The sequence below is a fragment of the Wujia sp. genome, assembly GCF_056872695.1.
This window is the reverse complement of record NZ_DBMFCD010000018.1, coordinates 1-19,976: the sequence shown is the minus strand read 5'-3', so window position 1 is coordinate 19,976 and position 19,976 is coordinate 1. Positions and strand designations below refer to the sequence as shown.

The 19,976-nt window shown below is 46.3% G+C and carries 18 protein-coding genes; 14 read left to right on the top strand and 4 right to left on the bottom strand.

Translation table 11 applies throughout. The annotated features are described in order from the left end of the window. Position 1 precedes the first annotated feature (1 nt). From ACZQK9_RS12670 to ACZQK9_RS12660, 3 genes are all read left to right on the top strand, one after another. On the top strand, positions 2-958 hold the full coding sequence (locus ACZQK9_RS12670; protein WP_483270807.1) for an NYN domain-containing protein: 957 nt from the start codon (positions 2-4) through the stop codon (positions 956-958). An 80-nt stretch (positions 959-1,038) separates the two neighbouring features. Next, a complete protein-coding gene (locus ACZQK9_RS12665; RefSeq protein ID WP_178016970.1) occupies positions 1,039-1,782 on the top strand; it encodes a DUF4230 domain-containing protein in 744 nt (247 codons plus the stop codon). 24 nt (positions 1,783-1,806) lie between these two features. After that, positions 1,807-2,490, top strand: a complete 684-nt coding sequence (locus tag ACZQK9_RS12660) for a DUF4230 domain-containing protein (RefSeq protein WP_178016971.1) — start codon at positions 1,807-1,809, stop codon at positions 2,488-2,490. A gap of 105 nt (positions 2,491-2,595) precedes the next feature. Here ACZQK9_RS12660 and ACZQK9_RS12655 read toward each other — a convergent pair whose 3' ends face one another. After that, positions 2,596-3,162, bottom strand: coding sequence for a biotin transporter BioY (locus tag ACZQK9_RS12655; protein ID WP_483270806.1), 567 nt, complete (start codon positions 3,160-3,162; stop codon positions 2,596-2,598). A gap of 310 nt (positions 3,163-3,472) precedes the next feature. Between ACZQK9_RS12655 and ACZQK9_RS12650 the strand changes: the two genes are divergently transcribed. The 9 genes from ACZQK9_RS12650 to ACZQK9_RS12610 all read left to right on the top strand — a co-directional run bounded on the left by ACZQK9_RS12650 (position 3,473) and on the right by ACZQK9_RS12610 (position 14,781). Next, positions 3,473-4,327, top strand: a complete 855-nt coding sequence (locus ACZQK9_RS12650) for a hypothetical protein (RefSeq protein WP_483270805.1) — start codon at positions 3,473-3,475, stop codon at positions 4,325-4,327. Beyond that, entirely contained in the window at positions 4,306-5,451 is a 1,146-nt protein-coding gene (locus ACZQK9_RS12645; RefSeq protein WP_483270804.1) for a thiolase family protein, read from the top strand. Before ACZQK9_RS12650 ends, ACZQK9_RS12645 begins: the two co-directional genes overlap by 22 nt. A gap of 61 nt (positions 5,452-5,512) precedes the next feature. Beyond that, positions 5,513-6,772: an AMP-binding protein gene (locus ACZQK9_RS12640; protein ID WP_483270803.1), complete on the top strand. Its 1,260-nt coding sequence runs from the start codon at positions 5,513-5,515 to the stop codon at positions 6,770-6,772. Positions 6,773-6,802: 30 nt separating this feature from the next. After that, positions 6,803-8,722 (top strand): energy-coupling factor transporter ATPase, encoded by a 1,920-nt coding sequence (locus ACZQK9_RS12635; RefSeq protein ID WP_483270802.1) that lies wholly within the window; start codon positions 6,803-6,805, stop codon positions 8,720-8,722. Beyond that, a complete protein-coding gene (locus tag ACZQK9_RS12630; protein WP_483270801.1) occupies positions 8,719-9,525 on the top strand; it encodes an energy-coupling factor transporter transmembrane component T family protein in 807 nt (268 codons plus the stop codon). The genes ACZQK9_RS12635 and ACZQK9_RS12630 overlap by 4 nt, the downstream gene beginning before the upstream one ends. Positions 9,526-9,705: 180 nt before the next feature. Further along, positions 9,706-10,305 carry a TetR/AcrR family transcriptional regulator gene (locus ACZQK9_RS12625; RefSeq protein WP_216507419.1) on the top strand — a complete coding sequence of 200 codons (600 nt, stop codon included), beginning with the start codon at positions 9,706-9,708 and terminating at the stop codon, positions 10,303-10,305. 159 nt (positions 10,306-10,464) lie between these two features. Further along, the gene (locus ACZQK9_RS12620) at positions 10,465-12,255 is read left to right on the top strand and encodes an ABC transporter ATP-binding protein (RefSeq protein WP_483270800.1); all 1,791 of its coding nucleotides are present in this window, start codon (positions 10,465-10,467) and stop codon (positions 12,253-12,255) included. Then, the gene (locus ACZQK9_RS12615) at positions 12,252-13,985 is read left to right on the top strand and encodes an ABC transporter ATP-binding protein (protein WP_483270799.1); all 1,734 of its coding nucleotides are present in this window, start codon (positions 12,252-12,254) and stop codon (positions 13,983-13,985) included. The genes ACZQK9_RS12620 and ACZQK9_RS12615 overlap by 4 nt, the downstream gene beginning before the upstream one ends. A gap of 145 nt (positions 13,986-14,130) precedes the next feature. Next, positions 14,131-14,781 carry a metallophosphoesterase family protein gene (locus tag ACZQK9_RS12610; RefSeq protein WP_483270798.1) on the top strand — a complete coding sequence of 217 codons (651 nt, stop codon included), beginning with the start codon at positions 14,131-14,133 and terminating at the stop codon, positions 14,779-14,781. Here ACZQK9_RS12610 and ACZQK9_RS12605 read toward each other — a convergent pair. From ACZQK9_RS12605 to ACZQK9_RS12595, 3 genes are read right to left on the bottom strand one after another with little or no spacing between them, the layout of a single operon-like run. Next, on the bottom strand, positions 14,778-15,407 hold the full coding sequence (locus tag ACZQK9_RS12605) for an L-2-amino-thiazoline-4-carboxylic acid hydrolase (RefSeq protein WP_483270797.1): 630 nt from the start codon (positions 15,405-15,407) through the stop codon (positions 14,778-14,780). The two genes, ACZQK9_RS12610 and ACZQK9_RS12605, sit on opposite strands and share 4 nt — an antisense overlap. 5 nt (positions 15,408-15,412) lie before the next feature. Beyond that, positions 15,413-16,252, bottom strand: a complete 840-nt coding sequence (locus ACZQK9_RS12600; protein ID WP_483270796.1) for a class I SAM-dependent methyltransferase — start codon at positions 16,250-16,252, stop codon at positions 15,413-15,415. Next, on the bottom strand, positions 16,233-16,886 hold the full coding sequence (locus ACZQK9_RS12595; RefSeq protein WP_483270795.1) for a TetR/AcrR family transcriptional regulator: 654 nt from the start codon (positions 16,884-16,886) through the stop codon (positions 16,233-16,235). The genes ACZQK9_RS12600 and ACZQK9_RS12595 overlap by 20 nt, the downstream gene beginning before the upstream one ends. A gap of 290 nt (positions 16,887-17,176) precedes the next feature. Here ACZQK9_RS12595 and ACZQK9_RS12590 point away from each other — a divergent pair, with 290 nt between their 5' ends. Beyond that, a complete protein-coding gene (locus ACZQK9_RS12590) occupies positions 17,177-18,157 on the top strand; it encodes an RpnC/YadD family protein (RefSeq protein ID WP_178016984.1) in 981 nt (326 codons plus the stop codon). Between the two features lie 163 nt (positions 18,158-18,320). Continuing rightward, entirely contained in the window at positions 18,321-19,916 is a 1,596-nt protein-coding gene (locus tag ACZQK9_RS12585) for a type I restriction-modification system subunit M (protein ID WP_483270794.1), read from the top strand. The last annotated feature ends 60 nt before the right edge of the window (positions 19,917-19,976 follow it).

Below are 19,976 nucleotides of genomic sequence, written 5' to 3'. Positions count from 1 at the left end.
TATGAGTAGTGAAGAAAAACGATATGCATTATTGATTGATTCGGATAATGTATCTGCAAAATATATTGATTCAATCTTCGATGAACTGACAGACCGTGGTATGGTAACGGTGCGAAGAATCTATGGAGATTGGGCAAAAAGTGTGAATGGCTGGAACCGGACGACGCTGCTCCGGAATTCTATTGTCCCAATCCAGCAGTTTGCTTATACACAGGGTAAGAATGCAACGGACTCCGCGATGATCATTGATGCGATGGATCTGCTCTATACAGGCAATCTGGATGGATTCTGTCTCGTATCGAGTGACAGTGATTTCACCCGGCTGGCAGAGCGCCTGCGTGAGGCAGGCAAGGAAGTGGTCGGCATGGGTGAGAACAAGACACCGGAAGCATTTGTCAAGGCGTGTACGAGCTTCAAAATGCTGGATGCACTCATTCGTGAGGATATCTCACAGACCACGGATGAGAAAAATGTTGCGAAAGTATCAACCGAGAAGATAGAAAACAGTTCAAATATTACAAGCATTAAGTCTATTCAGAAGGTAATCTATGATATCATTGATGGCAATGCGGATAATAACAAACTGACGCATGTCGGAGAAATCGGAAGCAAGCTTCAGGCGCGATTCTCTGATTTTGATGTGCGGAATTATGGGTATTCGAAGCTTACAACATTTATAAATGAGGCATTTGGAAATTTCGAGGTCATTTCCCAGAATCGTCAGAATTATGTGAAGATAATCGATGATGTTGTACCGAAGAGAGAAATTGAGGATCAGATTATTCAGATTCTGAAGAAGAATCCACAGAAGAACAGCAATATGGGACTCTTAAACAGTACGTTAAAAAACGAAAACCGGAATTTCAGTATCAAAAAATATGGATACAGCAAATTCTCCAGCTTTCTGAAGAGCTTTGGCTGTTTTAAGATTGATGGAGATAAGGTGTCGCTACAGTAGGCGGGCATATGAGTTATATGTATGGAAGCGGAAGGAAACGATACGGATGAAAGCGTAAAATACACATAAGGAGAAGACATATGGGCAAATCCGGAATGAGCGAAATGGAAGAAGATACAACCAGAGGGGATGAAACGGAAGCGATGAAAGTGCAGGAACATGGAGAAAAAAATAAACGAAAAACGGTTGAGGATAAAGGCAGAAAAGCATCGACACGTGATGTGGTAAAGCTCTTGAAATGGATTGTGATTCTGGCAGTCGTAGTCATCCTGATTGGAGCCGGTTATAAGCTTGCAAAGCAGCTTGGCTGGTTCGGACTGAAGCCGGAGGTAAAGACGACGATTCTCACAAGCAGTCAGTTAGAGGAAGTCCTGCAGATCGACGATCTGGCTGTGAGCACTATGACATATAACGGAGTCGCGGCAGTGCCACAGAAGAAGCATCCGAACAAGATTGCTTATTATGTATCCTATAATGCCTGTGCAAAAGCAAGCATGAACATGGAAGAGATCAAAGTGAACATCGACGAGGATGTCCCGGAAGGACAGGCTAAAAAGATTGTAGTCACACTTCCGCGAATCCAGGTGAAAGAAGTTGTCGTGGATATGGCATCTATGGACTACATGTTCATAAAAAAGAGTGCAGAAAAATCCGATGTATCCGAAGAAGCCTATGCGGCATGCCTTGCAGATGCAGGTGAAGCGTGCAGAGGCAATGAAAAACTCCTCGAAATGGCAAGAGAAAATGCGGAAGATACAGTAAAAGCGTTGATCAATCCGATTATCGAGAATCAGGATGCGCCATATGAACTGGTGATTGAATAGAAATTTCGGTGGGAGAAAATGAGAATGGAAAAGACGAATAAAAAGATAAGGGGATTGAACCCAAATAGAAAGATAAAAAGACTTGCAGTATTTTGCCTTGTCGTGTGTATGCTTTTTTCAGCCTGTGGCAAAAAGGAAGAAGCACCGAAGGAAGATTTAAGTCTCACGCAGATGAAATCGATCTGTGAGCTGGCAACGCTCAAATGTTATTATCATAATGTCGCAAAAATCACGAAGGAAAAAGACGTGCTGTGGTGGGACACAACCGCAGAACTCTGGATCGAGTATTCCGGTATCGTAAAGCTCGGCGTGGACATCACGAATCTGGATATGCAGGTCGATGGCAGTCAGGTGACGATCACGATGCCGAAGGCAAAGGTGCTTAGCTGTCAGGTAGACCAGACATCGCTGGATAAGGACTCCTATTATACAAACCGGGAAGGCCTCGGTGCAGAAAAAATCAACGCGGATGACCAGACGGAAGCCATCAAGACTGCACAGGAAAACATGCTGGAGAATGTCCAGTCGGATGAATCCTTGTTGCAGCAGGCGCAGAATCGCGCACAGGATCTGTTAGAGCAGTATGTGAAGAACGTCGGTGATGCGATGGGAAAAACGTATGAGGTGAGTTTTGTGACTGCGGAGGATGCAGGGACAGCTACGGACAGTACGGAAGCGGTATCGCCGGAAGAAGACAGTGCAAAATGATCGAAAAATTGATGTGTGTTTTGAGAACCATAAACTAAAAGAGCCGATACAACTAAAGTGTACCGGCTCTTTCGTTTCCTTGGAGGGATAGGAATCGAAATTATGTTAATCCTCGTCCTCGGCATCTCTGCGCAGATAAATCAGCTTCCGGAATGCCGGTACGATCTGTGCGGCAACGACTGCTTTCACAAGATCAAGTGCAATAAAAGGAAGAAAACCGGCTACAAAAGCAGCCTTGATACTGCAACCTGATGCGATCATGATCCAGAGAGAACCGACTGCGTCAACAAGAACAGCGGATAACATAGCAACGATAGTATAACGAATACGATTGTACTTCTTTCCACGGAAGATCGGAATCAAAATGGCGATGAAGATAAAGGCGAAGGAAAAACCGCCATAAGTGCCAAATAAGTATCCCGGACCTGCCTGTCCACCGACGAATACCGGAACACCGACCAATCCGAGTAACATCCAGATCAGACCGATGAAGAATGATTCCGCAAGTGGGAATACAAGTGCAATCAGAGTGATTACAAAATTTAAAAGTGTGATGTGTGTTCCGTTTGGCAGCGGGATGCTAATATAAGCAGATACACACAGGATAGCTGCGAAAAGCGCCATCATGACAATTGAGTAGGTTGAAAATTTGCTTTTTGCTGTTGTGTTCATTTCTTTTTCTCCATAGTTTCTGTTATAATAGCCGTGCTATTATTGTATTTATACATGGTTATGAAAATCATCCTTGCATTTGGGATTGTTGCGCTTCATTGTTAAGCATATAAATGAACGCAAGGAATTTTCCATAGCAGGTACATGATGTAGAATAGCAGATGAAAATAAGAATGTCAACCAAAATCAGATAGAAAAGTTGACATTGTAAACTTTGGGAAATATAATAGGAACATTGAGTGAGAAAATGGAATGTTTTAATATAGTATATTTGATATAGATAAAGAAAGATATCAGGACAAATAAGAGAATGAAGAGCGAATTTGAAAAAATATTTGAACATCTGGCGGATTTTCGTACGCTTGCCGGGTACGATGGCTGGATGATCGGGGCGTGCGTGTATGCACAGCGGGAAGCAGCAGGAGAACGCGTATCAGACACAGAATTTGGCTGTGAGAATGACCTGACAGTAGTTCAAAATCAGAAAATCAAAATTCAAAATTCCTGCAAGTCCGAGATTGTGAGAAAAACCTCAAGCTTTGCGGTTATGCGGAATCAGATGGAAGAGGATGGAATCTTGTATCAACTGGAGCTTCATGTAGTGAAACCGGAGGTGCAGGGCGCAGTTACTAGCAAACAAGCAGGTATGGAAGAAAATATGGGCATGAATGTAGAGAAATCAAAGCCGGAAGAACGGCAGATGGATCTACACCATTCGGTCGAAACGGAAGAAACCGCGGACACAGGCGAGGGAAAAACGTTTTCATTTACACATTTCGATATCCTTCGGTTTGTGGATGCAGTAGGCGACACGAATTCGATTCACCGGACGGCGCATGCCGTTGTGCCGGGGCTTTTGATGGTGGAGAGGATGCTTGACATGTGGATGAAAAAACAGCCGGAAACGGAGACTGATGTAGAGTTGCAGGCAGGAATGCGGGCGGGAATGAAGAACGAGATGCAGGCAGGCGTGCAGGTGGAAACGCAGAATGAGATGCAGGCGGGAATGCCGGATAGCGGAACGTTTATTTGCAGATTCCGTTTTGAAAAACCGGTATATGTTGATGAGAGACTACACGTGGAGATAAGAAACACGCGGGGAAAGCAGATCTATGAATGTAAACGAGAGGATAAGGAAATCGTATGGAACATGCGTATATTATAGACGGACGCCGTAGCTATATCGGTGTCGAAAATGGAATGTATAAACATCTGCCGGCCGAGATGCTTGCGGCGGAGGTACTCTGCGCGCTAGTACCGGAAGATGTGCGTCAGATGGTCGATGAAGTAATCGTCGGAAATGGCGTTGGAGCCAGTGGAAATATTGGCAGACTGGCAACGCTTACAGCACATTTCCCGAAAGAAGTTCCTGCATATACGGTGGATATGCAGTGCGGATCGGGACTGGAAGCACTGACGATTGCTGCGGCGAAGATAAAAAGTGGACAGGCAGATCTGATCGTGGCAGGTGGTGTGGATAGTTCATCGACGGCACCGCGCCGGGCGTACAACCGGAATCATCCGGATTATGAACGCTATGGAGGCGAATCATCTTTTTATTCCGTCGCAAAATTTGCACCCGGCGAGCATGATCCGTATGCGATGATCCGCGGCGCAGAGCGCGTGGCAGTGGATACGCATATGACCAGACAGGAATTAAATAAATGGGTATTGCGTTCGCATACGCTTGCCAAACAGGCAAGAGAAGCCGGTGTGCTTGAACCATATCTGGTCGGCGTGCAAGGGGCTGCTGCGGATGCGGGCATCCGGGATCGCATGAGTGAACGGTTCTTAGATAAGCTGCCGCCGCTTTTGCCGGACGGAGCGGTACTGACAGCCGGAAATACATGCTTGATGCATGATGGAGCGGCATTTCTGATGGTGGCATCGGAGCGTTATGTGAAGGAATATAATCTGACACCGCTTGCAGAAATCGTCGATTCCGTAACGGTTGGCGGCAACCCGGACAAGAGCCCGGAGACAGCAATATTGGCGATTCAGAAATTACTTGCCAAGACGGGACACACGGCAGAGGATATCGCAGTGTTTGAGTGTAATGAGGCGTTCGCAGTAATTGATGAGCTTTTTGCGCGTGCCTATCCGGAAGCAGTTGACCGTTACAACCGGTATGGTGGGGCACTCGCATATGGACATCCATATGGCGCCTCAGGCGGTATTATCACGATACATGCATGCCGGGCGCTGCAGGAGACACCGGGCTATGCGGTATGCAGCATTGCGGCAGCGGGAGGAATCGGACATGCGCTGTTGCTGCGGGCGAGGGTGTAAATTATCACAAATAGTCTGGGTGCAGGTCATGCATCCGGCAGAATGAAAAAGGAAATATGACATGCAGTATATTGATTATCTGGTAAAACAACCATCGGACAAAGACGCAATCATCATTAACGGTGATTGCTATACATATGGAAAGCTTTATGCGCTTGTGCAGGATGCACGCGCGCGTCTTCCACAGGTTGCAGAAAAACATCTGTACCCGATCCGGGAGACCGGAATCCTGAAACAGTTGATTTTATTTCTGGCGTGTGCGGGAACAAATCAGGTACCGGTCATCGTGCCGGCGGACAGCAAACTCGAAGTAACAAATCCGCTGTTTGATACGCCCGTGCCGGAACGAGCGGTAATGGCAGTGATGACATCCGGGACAACCGGGATTCCGAAGATTTTATTCCGAAGCTTTGAGAGCTGGGCAGATTTCTTCCCGATACAGAATGCGGTGTTTGGTGTGGATACGGACAGCCGCCTGTTCGTGCAGGGAAGTCTTGCATTTACCGGGAATCTGAATCTCTATATGGGACAGCTTGCGGCAGGTGGCACGCTGATTGCAGAGGATGTATTTCTGCCGGGTAAATGGGAGCAGGTGATGGCGCGCGAAAGGGCGAATGGCATTTACCTGATTCCGTCCAAATTGCTTATGTTGCCTCGTGTATTTAAAGGCGTAAATGCGAATATCCGCACGATTATTTCGGGCTCGCAGAGCCTTGGAAGAAAGGATGCGGAAGTGTTGAAGAAGATATTTCCGAATACGGAGATTACTTTATACTATGGTGCGAGCGAGTTGAATTATATTACGTATGTGAAGTCCGCGGACATGACGGAAGAGCGGAACCTGATCGGCAAGCCATTTCCGGGTGTGCGGGTGTTCATACAGGATGATGAAATGTACGTGGACAATGCATTTCACGTGGAGAATATTACGGTACCGTATTCACTTAGAGACAGTGGACGGATGGATGCGCGGGGGAACTTTTATTTCCTTGGGCGGACGGATGATATCGTCGGCGTGCGCGGACGCAAAGTGTCGATGATGAAGATAGAAAATGCGCTGGAGGAAGTCACAGGAATCACAGAGGCGGCGGTTGTTTTGCTTCCGAAGGAGAAGGATGCAGATATGCCGGCGGAAATCGTGAGTGCATTTGTGACAGTGGAGGGCACGGATGTGCCAGAGAATCTGCGACAGCAGTTGAAGGAGAAGTTGGCGGATTTTGAGATTCCGAAGCGGGTGATCGTGCTGGAGGCATTGCCGAAGAACACAAGTGGGAAAGTGGATAAATCGCGGCTTAGACAGTGGTGGATGGATTCGGAGTAAAACAGGAAGAAAGAGGTGGATTGCTCCAAGTTGAGAAAAAGAGAGCGAGCTGGAGTTGGAGTAAAACAGGAAAAAATGGAGGACCGGACGGTGATACGGGCAGAACAGGTAAGATTTCAATATAAAAAGCGCGATGTCGATGGAAACGTGATCGCTACGGAGGAAATCTTAAAAGGTGTAGATCTTACAATTAAAAAAGGTGAATTCATCGCGTTGCTTGGCAGAAATGGTTCCGGCAAGACAACATTCTCGAAGCAGTTAAATGCAATCCTTCGACCGTCAGAAGGTACGGTAACCGTAGATGAGATGGGAACCAGGGATGCGGAGAAGCTGTACGAGATTCGCCAGCACGTCGGTATGGTGTTCCAGAATCCGGACAATCAGATGGTGGCGGCAAATGTGGAAGAAGAGGTTGCATTCGGCCCGGAGAATCTGGGTATGGAGTCAGATACCATCGTGGCACGTGTGAAGCAGGCACTCGAACAGGTGCGGATGTGGAAGCGGAGAAAGACGGCACCAAATCATCTGTCGGGTGGACAGAAACAGCGGATTGCGATTGCAGGAATTCTTGCGATGCACCCGGATTATATCGTCTTAGACGAGCCGACTGCGATGCTTGATCCGAAAGGACGGAAAGAAGTGGTGGAAGCGTTACAGCGGTTGAATCAGGAACAGGAAATGACTGTGATTCTGATTACGCATGATATGGAAGAGGCGGCACTTGCGAGCCGGGTAATTCTGCTTGCAGACGGACAGGTAAGATTCGATGGAACACCGGAGAAATTCTTCGGAGCGGATGTGCTGCTTGCGGAGATGGGAATGGAGGCACCGCTTTCTTATCGGGTGCGGAAATTAATAGATAGTGATGTGTTCGTGGAAAAGGTTGGAGATGCGAGAGAGGATGAGGCTACGACTGGCAAACGGAAGAACCTATCAGAATATGATAAATCAGGCAGAGAATGGGAAGCAAGCTCTGAGCTGGTAGATAAGAAAAAAAACGAAAAGGCTGAAGCAGAGACAGATGAAAAAAATCAAGCTCTCATCTCCCTGCAACACGTTAGCTATATTTACAGTCCGGGAACCGCATACGAGAAGGTTGCCTTAGACGACGTGAGCCTGTCGCTTGGCAAAGGAGAGATTGTCGGACTTGCCGGGCATACAGGTTCCGGCAAATCCACCATGGTCCAGTTACTGAACGGGCTGCTGAAACCGACTGGCGGAACGGTTACATTTGAGGGAAAGGATATTCATGCAAAGGGATATTCCGGAAATTATCTGCGTAGTAAGGTTGGTATGGTATTCCAATATCCGGAGCATCAGATGATCTGCGATACCGTGTGGGAGGATGTCGCATTTGGACCAGGTAAGCAGGGCTTGACCGAGGAAGCATGCAAGACGCGTGTGGAGGAAGCACTTCGGTTTGTTGATCTGCCGGAGAAATATTATCAAGCATCGCCGTTACAGTTATCAGGCGGACAGAAGCGGCGTGTGGCGATTGCTGGTGTGCTTGCGATGCATCCGGAATATATCATATTGGACGAGCCGGCAGCAGGACTGGACGCAGAAGGAAAACGTGAAATATTCGACCGGATCCGGCGGATGAATCGGGAGCAGGGAATCGGTGTTCTGCTTGTCTCACATAGTATGGAGGACCTGGCGGAATACGCAGACCGGATCATTGTGTTGGACGATGGAAAGAAGATATTGGATGACCGACCGGCAGAAGTATTTGCCAAGCGGGAGATGCTTGCAGACTGTGGACTGGATGTACCGGAACCCGTGAAGCTGGCGGACAAATTGCGAGCAAGCGGGTATCAAATTCCACAGAATGTGATTCGTGAGAAGGAACTGCTTGCTTGTCTTGGCGATTGCACAAATAGTACAGTAGGAAGAGAAAACGTTGATATCAAGAACAGATTTGATGAAAGGAAGCAAGGAGACAATTTATGATTCGAGACATTACAATTGGACAATATTATCCTTCGGGGTCACCGATTCATCATCTTGACCCGCGTGTGAAGTTATTCGCAACGTTGCTCTACATCATCGGACTGTTTCTTAGCAAAAATTTGATCGTATTTGCGGTGGCAGGCGTAGTATTGATCGCATGTATCGTGATATCCAAGGTACCATTTCGATATATGATCAAGGGGTTAAAGCCGGTCTGGATATTGCTGGTATTTATCTGTATCGTAAATGTGTTCTTCGGAAAAGGGGAAGCGTTGTATTTCCATTGGAAGTTTATTCACATCTACCGGGAAGGAATCATGCAGGCGATTGTCCGTGTCGTGCGGTTGATGGAGCTGATTTTAGGTTCGTCACTTATGACATACACAACGACGCCGACCGAGCTGACGGACGGCCTGGAGAAAGCATTTCATCCGCTTACGAAAATTCATGTACCGGTGCATGAGATTGCACTCATGATGTCAATTACGCTGCGCTTCATTCCGATTCTGATCGAAGAGCTAGACCGGATCATGAAGGCACAGACGGCGCGTGGCGTGGATTTCGAGGCAGGAAATGTGTTCCAGAAGTTGAAACGTACCGGACGGATTCTGATGCCGCTTTTTGCATCCGCAGTTGGACGGGCAGGCGATCTGGCACTCGCGATGGAAGCACGTTGTTATCAGGCTGGCAGACCGAGAACGAAGATGTATCCGCTTCGATATGCACGTGCGGATGGTGTCGTGTATGTGTTGGCAGTTGTGTATCTGGCAGGGATGATCGTGATGAAGGTAATGGTTGGATAGAAGCACTGCGGTGTGCAGGTGAATGTAAATAAAATTGTTATGGTAGAAGCGGGTTTGAAAAATAACCTGCTTTTTTATCCCAACCCTATTGACAAATAAAATAACACTGTTATAATAACGATGTTACGAAAAGCAAAACAAGATAAATGGCAACAAACGAACGAAGAGAAGGAGTAGCTCATGCGACGTGAGACAACCGGTGTGACGGAATCCCTGCTTCAGGCAGCGAAGGAAGAATTCTTTACCTATGGATTCCATGATGCCAGCATGCGGCGGATATCGGCAGCATGCGGAGTCAGTACCAATTCCATATATACCCGGTTTGGTGATAAAAGCGGACTTTTTACCGCGATTGTACAGGAAGCGGCGGATGGCCTGATGAAGATGTATATGCAGAGTATACAGAAGGCAACCGGGAATCCGGACATGGATCACGCCATCAAGGAGGGCAACGAAGGAACCGACCAGGTATTGGCATATATTTATCAGCACAAGGAAGAATTTCAGCTTCTGTTCTGTCATTCGGAGGGAACCGAATATGAAGATTATTTTGACAGACTCGCGGCAATCGAGGAGCAGTATTACAGTATATTTGCAAAGCAGTATGCAAATGAGAATGCGACCGCGGATGATTTTTTCATCCATGTATTCTGCAGAACCGGCTGGCAGTATATCTACGAGGTGTTGACGCACGACAAGCCATATGATGAGGCAGCAGCCTTTATGAAGAATGTACAAATCTTCAATTTCGCAGGCTGGAAAGCAGTTTTTGGATTGTAAATAAAATGGAGCACGCGGATGCGTGCGCAGGTCATCAATCCTACGGGTTGGTGCCATATGATAACAGGCAGTGCATAGCGATGTGCACTGCCCCAAAAATTACATATAGGTTAGTGAAACCTAACTAAATATAAAATCATTTTACAAGGAGGTTTTGTCATGAAGGCAAAAAAGCAAAGTGCATTGTCAAGACTTATGAAAATTGCCGGAACGCATAAGTATTTTTCTTATGCATCCTGCGTCCTGGCAGCAATCAGTGCATGGGTTGCGCTGATTCCGTTTTATGATGTGTGGCGCATCATAAAGGAGGTCTTGGAAGTAAGACCGGACTATTCCAAAGCAACGCACATCACATCCTATGGATGGCAGGCGGTAGGATTTGCCTTGCTCGCAATGGTGCTTTATATCGGAGCTTTGATGTGCTCCCATAAGGCAGCATTCCGCGTGCAGACTAATATGCGTACTGCGATGATGAATCACATCATGAAGCTTCCGCTTGGTTATGTGGAGGCAGAGGGAACCGGAAAGATCCGGAAGATCGTTATGGATTCCTCCGCGGCGACAGAGACATTTCTGGCACACAACCTGCCGGATAAGGTCGTATCAAGGGCAACGCCGATCGGTCTGCTCGTACTGATGGCGGGCTTTGACTGGCGCCTTGGTCTGATCAGCCTAATTCCGGCTTTATTCGCATTTCTCATCATGGGTACGATGATGATGGGACCGAAGATGGCAGAGGATATGAAGAAATATCAGAACTCGTTAGAGACGATGTCATCCGAGGCGGTGGAGTATGTGCGGGGCGTACCGGTCTTAAAGACATTTGGACAGACGATCTTCTCATTCAAGCGGTTTAAGGCGGCCATCGATGAATATGAGAGATGGACAATCGATTACACGAAATCCATGATGATTCCGATGATCGGATTTACCGTATTTTGCAATGGTATATTTGCAGCGCTGATTGTAGCCGCGTATACATTAGGTGGAAATACAGTCACAGACAAATTCGTATTGAACCTGATCTTCTACATATTGGTAACTTCGGTACTTACCACAACGCTGATGAAGGTTGCATATGCAGGCGAATCACAGATGCTTGTCGAGGATGCATTGAACCGGATGGATGAGGTGCTAAATGCGAAGGAACTTCCGGAAGCAGCAAACAAGCAGACACCGAAGGACGCATCCATCGAGTTGAAGGACGTGACATTTGCTTACGATGAGGCAAAGGCAAATGCCATCGACGGCATCACGCTTTCCGTCAAGGCGGGTTCCCATATCGCATTTGTTGGTCCGTCCGGTGGTGGTAAGACGACGCTGGCATCACTGATTGCAAGATTCTGGGATGTCAAGAGTGGCAGCATCGAGATCGGCGGTGTAGATGTGAAGAACATCGACAGCAAGGAGCTGATGAATCACTTGTCGTATGTATTTCAGGATAGTAAGCTGCTGAAGACTTCGATTCTGGAAAATGTCCGTATGGGAAGACCGGATGCGACAGATGCCGAGGTAATGGAGGCGTTGAAGAAAGCACAGTGCAGCGACATCATCGAGAAGCTTCCGGGCGGTGTGAATACGGTGATTGGTTCAAAGGGAACATACGTATCCGGTGGTGAGATGCAGCGTCTGTCGATCGCGCGGGCATTTCTCAAGAATGCGCCGATTCTGATTTTAGATGAGGCGACCGCATTTGCTGATCCGGATAACGAGAGACAGGTACAGCGCGCATTTGAGAACCTGTCCAAGGATAAGACGGTGATCATGATTGCACATCGTCTGTCGACTGTGACAAATGCGGACCAGATCTATGTATTGAAGGACGGAAAGATTGCAGAGTCCGGTACACATGATGCGCTGGCAGCCAGGGATGGCATCTACACACATATGTGGAACGAATATAACAAGTCCGTGAACTGGCAGGTAGGAAAGGCAGGTGCAACCGCATGATCGAGAAATTGAAACATAAATACGCACTGTCCGAAAACGGTGCAAAGAATATGATAAAAGCGTTTGTGGCAGTTACGATCGCGAATCTTGTGCTGATGCTGCCGGTTGGTCTTCTGTATCAGCTTACTTCGTATCTGCTTGATGGCAAGGTGCCGAAAGATAAGATTGGATTCTTCATCGGTGGAATCGTTGTTGTATTTGTGCTTGTTGCCGTTACAACTTATTTCCAATATAACGCAACCTTCTTTTCAACCTATGTCGAAAGTGGTGTGCGTAGACGTGCGCTTGCCGAGAAGCTTCGCCGCCTGCCGCTTTCCTTCTTCGGTAAGAAGGATCTGTCCGATCTGACGAATACGATCATGTCAGACTGTGCATTGCTCGAGACCGGAAGCTCCCACTGGATTCCGGAGCTGATCGGTTCGATGATCTCGACAACGATCATTGTGATTGGTCTGTTGTTTTTCAACTGGAAGATGGCGCTTGCCGCTGTATGGGTGATGCCGATCGCATTTATCATCGTACTGACTTCGAGAAAGGGTTTGAAGTCTGTCCAGAAGAAGACGATGACATATAAGCTTTCCTGTCTCGACGGAATTCAGGAGGGACTGGAGACGATCCGTGACCTGCGTTCCAACAACATGACAGAGACGTACATGGAAGGACTTGATAAGAAAATCAAAGACGTAGAGAAAAATGCAATCGTGCTGGAATTCAAGAACGCAGCCTATGTATGTTCGGCACAGATGATCCTGAAGTTCGGCATCGGAACGGTTGCATTGGTCGGAAGTATCCTGCTTGTAAAAGGCGAGATCAATGTACTGACTTTGTTCGTGTTCCTGCTTGTTGTAACAAGAATGTATGAGCCTTTGCAGATCGCATTGCAGAACCTGTCAGCGCTGATCAGTCTCGAACCAAGCTGTGAGCGTATGGATGAGATCCTGTCACACGAAGAGCAGACCGGCGCAGAGATACTGACGAACAAGGGCTATGATATTGTATTTGACCACGTGGCATTTGCCTATGACAGTGGCGAGCAGGTGCTCTCCGATGTCAGCTTTACCGCAAAACAGGGGCAGGTAACAGCCCTGATCGGACCATCCGGTGGTGGTAAGACAACCGTATCGAGACTGGCGGCAAGATTCTGGGATATCCAGAAAGGTACTGTTACAGTTGGAGGTATGGATGTATCGAAGGTCGAGCCGGAGACATTACTTTCCCTGTATTCCATTGTGTTCCAGGATGTGACACTCTTTAACAACACGGTTATGGAGAACATCCGGATCGGTCGCAAGGATGCAACGGACGAGGAAGTTATGGCAGCAGCCAGGCTTGCAAACTGTACGGACTTTATCGAGAAATTACCGGACAAATGGAATACCATGATCGGGGAAAATGGTTCCGAATTATCCGGTGGTGAGCGTCAGAGAATTTCCATCGCACGTGCATTCTTAAAGGATGCACCAATCATCCTGATGGATGAGGCAACCGCCTCGCTGGATGTAGATAATGAGTCCGTGATTCAGGAATCCATCTCCAAGCTGATCCGTAACAAGACGGTTCTGGTCATCGCGCACCGTATGCGTACGGTCAATGGCGTGGATCAGATCATCGTGTTAAAGGATGGAGTGGTAGCCGAGCAGGGAACACTGTCAGTGTTGAAGGAGAAGAATGGTATCTATAAGCATATGGTCGATGTGCAGTTAGAAAGCGAGCAGTGGAAATATAATTAAGGTATAAGAACGAGATGTGAAGACATTCTAGAGTATAGACTTTGGAGTGTCTTTTCTTTTACAAAGAAATGCAAATGCTATCTTGTCTGCGGATCAAAATAAGCATACAATAAGGACAGTGTTGGGGAAAGGGAGGAACGCTGACATGCGTTATTATATTGCAGATTTACATTTTTGCCATGATAAATTGAATGATCGTATGGATTGCCGAGGCTTTGAAAGCGGTGAAGCTATGAATGAATATATGATTACACAGTGGAATTCGCGTGTGCGGAAACAGGATGAGGTTGTGATATTGGGTGATTTCTGTATGTCAAAAAAAGTCGATATAGCAAATGCCATTCTGGAGCGCTTGCACGGAAAAAAGTGTTTGATCATTGGCAATCACGATCATTTTATTTCAAAGCCTGGGTTTGATGCATCCCATTTTGAATGGATTACACATTACAGGGAACTCAATGATAATAACCGTAAGATCATCTTGTGCCATTACCCGGTTATGTGTTACAACGGACAGTACCGCCGGAATGCAAAGGGTGCGCCGAAGACATATATGTTGTATGGACATGTGCATAATACATATGACGAATATCTGCTCAATGAGTTCCAGAATCAGACACGAGCCTGCAAACGTTCGGTGCTTAGTAAGGACGGGAAGGAAGAGGAACTCACAATTCCGTGTCAGATGATCAACTGTTTCTGCATGTTTTCCGACTATGTGCCGCTTACACTTGATGAATGGATCGAAGTGGACCAGAAGCGGCGGGCAAGCATGAAGCGGGAAGACTTTTGTTAAGATTTCTTTCCGGAAGCGGACTCCATCCGGCTGTACCGAAAGTCACAGCAGGCTGCACCTTCCGCGATCGTTTGTGTCCGGACTAAGCGCATTTGCATCATGTCGGCAAGCACATAGTCCATGCGGCAGAGATATTTGGCGAGTTCGAAACATCCCTCATCCCGGCACAGACTGCAGATGCCGCATGTATGATAATCGTAGCCAAGCTCGAAATCATCATTCGCGCCGCCCTCTAAGATGTCAACGACCCAGTCATTTTCGTATTTGCGTTTATGGGAGTCGGCAGACCACTTTTTCCGGGCTGGAAGCTTCTTCGCATCGAGATAGCTGTCTGCATTTCCCACGACCTTGTGGAACAACTGATTGGCGGAGAGTCCATCCTTATACAGGGCATAACATTCCTCCGGGGATAAGGTTGTGTTCCGGGTTAATGCGATGAAATATGCGCCCATGCAATAAGAACTCATCAGCCGGGATTTGCCGATATCCTTGGCACGCGTCAGGATGGCGCGGTATTCCTGTTTGATTGCCTTGCTGTCAATCTGCAAATGCTGTCTTTTTGCCTGCTTCATGCAGGAGCTGTGATAAAAATATCCAAATAATTTCTGTGAGAATCCGTACTTCAACTAAATCATCCCTTCTTAGCAAAATCTATCTCAATGATCTGGCACATCTTGGACTTGTCCAGATGCCGGAACACCATGTTCGTTATGAAACCGAAACGCTTATCAAGCGGGCGGTAGCCTTCCAGATAGCCGTTGCTTTGGGCGGAGGCAATGTGACTGCTCCAGCCTTTCAATACAGCGACATCGTCAACGCTGAAATAGACATTGATGTCTTTCATCTCGAAGCCTTTGAGCCATACCTTCAACATGCTCTTTAATCCCTTTTTCTTTGTTGCGTCGAAGACGAGCTTCCCGCCTGGGAAACGTTCCGCCATCGCTGAGAAAAGCCGCTTCACATCGTCAGTCTTGAAATAATAAAACACACCGGACGCAAAAAATACAATGCCATCTTCTGGGTGGAAATCAATCTGATCAAACCACGAAAGATCATTCAGATCGCAGGCGATATTTGTCTCGCGTTCGCGGTCTCCAAGCAGTTCATTGCGGGCGGCAGTCGCATCCGGAAAATCCAGATTATACGCGCGCGCCTGTCCGTTATCTACCTGTCGGAATGTTGTATCGAGTCCGCATCCAAGGTTTACGACGCAGGCTTTCGGATGGTCTTTTAAGTATGTGCGGCATACGCTTGCCATATCAAATTGCCGTGTGGCACCCATGATCGAACCGATCTTTCCAATCTTGCCGCGCATCTGGTCTGATACCTGAAAGTCGACGTGGGAGAAGATATCCTGACAATCGTGATCCATGAAGATATCAGGGTATCGGTCCATTGCCTGTTTTCTTCCATAGAGTGGAATTAAGAGTGTCTCCTGTACGGTTCCGGGTTCAATTTTTATCTTTTCCATAGGTTCCTCCTTGTAATCCAAGTGCCGCTTCGATACCGTGCATCAGCACATCCATCGCCTCTAAAAATGCCTGTTTCATTTCATGGGTAAAGCCGTCCTTGCAGGTATCATCGGCGATCATCTCGCAGATCATCGAGAACTCAGACAGAGACAGCATGTAACATGTTTTCTCAGATAGTTGATTCTTCGCAAGTCCACGCACATATAATTCATGATAAAAGCGTGTTGCGAATTCGTTGCATCGCGTGATATAAACTTCGCGGAAGTTCCGGATATAGGTGCCGGAATCATTCTTTAACAGCATGTGGAAGAGCTGCATATCGTCCTCTAACAGCTCGAAAGTCCGGATGGATATGCGGGAATAGAATACCTGCATCAGCTGCTCGTCGGACATCGACGAAAAGTCAATATCCAGCATGGACTCACTCAGTGCCATCAGCTTATTTCCGCTCTCTGCGAATATCTCACCGAACATTTCTTCCTTCCCTGAAAAATGCTTGTATATCGCACCGGGGGTAATGCCCGCCCGCGCAGCGATCTTTCGCATGGACGCTTCCTGATAGCCGCATTCTAAGAAAATCTCTTTCGCACTTTGTAAAATTGTCGCTCTGGTCGCTTTTGTGCTCTCGCGCATAATGGTACTCCTTTGGTAAACACTGTTTACTTTATAGCACAGGAAACGGGGAAATGCAAGGGGCAACTTGACTATAACAGGAAAATATGTTAGTCTATCATCAAAGCATAAGTTTCATATAGTAGCGGCTAGATAGCTACTTTCTACGAATAGTCAAATTATTTATTCTTGAACATTCATGCTTTTAAATTCAATTCATTTAATTTAAGATGCAGGGGTATTCAAGGAAGATAGTTTTGGGCTATGTTTGCAGATGGATTTCTCCTGCGCAAGCCAAAGGAGGACGAAATATGGCAAACAGAGAGTACAAAAGTGACGTGTTTAGTATGTTGTTGGAGGACAATGCAAGGGCGCTGGATGTCTACAATGCGATGGCGGGGACAGCGTACACTGATCCGGAGATCATCGAGATTCATACGCTGGAAAGCGGTGTATCACTTACGGTACACAATGATGCATCATTTGTTGTGAGTATGGATTCGGTTCTGAATATCTATGAGCATCAGTCAACGTATAACCCGAACATGCCGCTTCGAGAACTGATTTATTTTGTGACGATCATCAAGAAGCTGGTAGAGAATAGATATCTGCTCAGTCACAAGCTGGTGAAGATACCAACACCGAAGTTCGCAGTGTTCTACAATGGAGAAAAAAACAGACCAGAGCGTGAAGTGCTGAAATTGTCCGATGCATATGAAAACCAGTCGGACGAACCGCAGTTAGAGCTGATATGTACCGTGTATAACATCAATCCGGGAAATAATGAGGATTTGAAGAAGCGGAGCCAGACACTGCGGGAGTATATGATATTTGTTGGATATGTAAATGAGAATCTTGCAAAGGCAAAAAAGGGCGACAAGGATTATGAGACCGCAATCAGAGATGCAGTGAATCGTTGCATTGCAGAGGATATCCTGAAGAAATTTTTGCTGGAACGCGGAGAGGATGTGCAGAAAATTATGATGTTTGATCTGACATACGAAAAGCAGATGGAGAATGCAAAACGGGAATGGTTTAACGATGGTGTGGAAGAAGGTCGCGCAGAAGGATATTCATCTGGAATTGCCAAGGGAGATGTTTGCCGTCTTGTTAATTTAATCATTAAGAAGCTTCAAAAGAATAAATCTCTTGAACAGATTGCAGAGGAACTTGAAGAAGCTGTCGAAGATATTCAGCCAATCTATGATATTGTAAAGAAATATGCGCCCGAATATGATGTGGATGCAATTACTGCCGAAGTGCTGGAAGTGCGTGAAAACAAAGAGAAATAGAAAGGCTTAAAATCAATATATGAGGAAAAGGTCAACTGATATGATGTCGGTTGACCTTTTTGCTGCTATAATCAAAAATTTTATTTTTATCATCCGAACAATTATGATAGAATTAAGCGTAAGTGAATTGTAACAGAAGCGACGAATGAGGGAGGATATAGAAATGGCAGAAGGAAAAGATTTATTGCAGGTACTATGGAGTGGGGCAGATGTACTGCGTGGAAAGATGGATGCCAATGAGTACAAGACATACTTGCTTGGATTGGTTTTCTATAAATACTTATCAGATTCGTATCTATCAAAAGTGTATGATCTGCTGAATGATGCAAAGCCGGATAGTCTGGAAGAGGCACAGACAGCCTACGAAGAAATTATGGAGAGTGAAGATGCAGAGGAGCTGCTGGAGGAATTGAAAGAATCTTTGCATTATACATTAGATCCGGACATGACCTATGTCAGCATCTTAAAGGATGCGAAAAACAACTCATTCAATCGAGAGAAATTACAGGCAGCATTTAATCGGATTGAAGAGTCGGATGAATTGTTTCATGGACTATTTGCAGATGTAGATCTGTATTCGAATCGTTTGGGAACCGGAGATCAGAAGCAGAGTGCAACGATCGCAGAAGTAATTAAGGTGTTGGATGATGCAGATCTGATTCATACCGAGGGCGATGTACTGGGAAATGCATATGAATATCTGATCGGTCAGTTTGCTTCGGAAACGGGAAAGAAAGCAGGAGAATTCTATACACCACATGGACCGGCGCAGATCTTATGCCGGATCGCGATGACCGGACAGGAAAATAAAAAAGGACTACAGGTATATGATCCGTGTATGGGTTCCGGTTCTTTGATGCTTAGCTGTAGAAATTATTCCACAGAACCAGACTTTATCAAATATTACGGACAGGAACTGATGCCATCCACATACAACCTTGCTCGTATGAATATGTTCCTGCATGGCGTACTGCCGGAGAATCAGCATCTGCGAAATGGAGATACCCTGGATGCAGACTGGCCAACCGATGAAGAAACAGAGTTTGATGCAGTAACGATGAATCCGCCGTATTCTGCAAATTGGTCGGCGGCAGAAGGCTTCAAACAGGATGAACGATTTATGGATTATGGTGGAAAGCTGGCACCGAAATCAAAGGCAGATTATGCATTTTTGTTACATGGGTTCTATCATCTGAAACAGACAGGAACTATGGCGATTGTGTTACCGCATGGTGTGTTGTTCCGTGGAGCAGCAGAGGGGAGCATAAGGAAGACCTTACTGGAAAATGGTTCGATCTATGCCGTGATTGGTCTGCCATCGAACATGTTCTACAATACGTCGATTCCTACTTGTATTATCGTGCTGAAGAAGCACCGCGAAGGGCGCGATGTGTTATTTATCGATGCATCCAAATTGTTCGAAAAAGAAAAAAAGCAAAATGTGATGAAAGAGGAACATATCGATCATGTTCTGGAATTATACAATAATCGTAAAACGGTAGAGAAAGAAGCATATCTCGCGTCTTATGATGACATTGTGGCAAACGATTTCAATTTGAATATCCCAAGATATGTGGATACAACGGAAGAAGAGGAAGAAATCGACTTAAATGCATTGACACAGAGTATGCGCGAGACAGACAAGCAGATCAAAGAGGAAAATGCAGCGTTAGTCGGAATGATGAAAGAACTGACCTTTCAGGATGATGCGACGAAAGAGGCTGTTGAGGCATTTATTCGTGTGCTTGAGGAGGTGTAAAATATGAATACACCGAAGATTCGATTTAAGGGATTCAAAGACGATTGGGAACAGCGTAAG